Here is a 232-nt window from a genome sequence, read left to right as displayed (position 1 = left end):
TATTTGCTATGGGCAGCGTATGCTCGCGTGGCATATCTGCCTGGTCAGACATAAACTGGCTACTCTCTTGTCTCCTACCATACACCATCATCAGCGGTATGCGATGAATCACAACATTTAGAAAACTCCCAACGCAAAGACATAATAGGCGATACACGAATAAAGCTAGGGCGATGTTTTCTTCTAGTAACTCTATAAATTGCATCAAATCATTATCATAGTACTGCGCCCA

General features: G+C 42.7%; 1 protein-coding gene. It reads right to left on the bottom strand.

The features are described from left to right. The coding region (locus tag V6252_RS13045) for a prepilin peptidase (protein ID WP_425355883.1) at positions 1 to 232 on the bottom strand (232 nt) is incomplete at both ends.

The sequence above is a fragment of the Psychrobacter proteolyticus genome (genome assembly GCF_038155145.1).
GTDB lineage: Bacteria > Pseudomonadota > Gammaproteobacteria > Pseudomonadales > Moraxellaceae > Psychrobacter > Psychrobacter proteolyticus_B.
The sequence above is the reverse complement of the archived record's forward strand: the minus strand, read 5'-3'. Positions and strand labels throughout refer to the sequence as shown.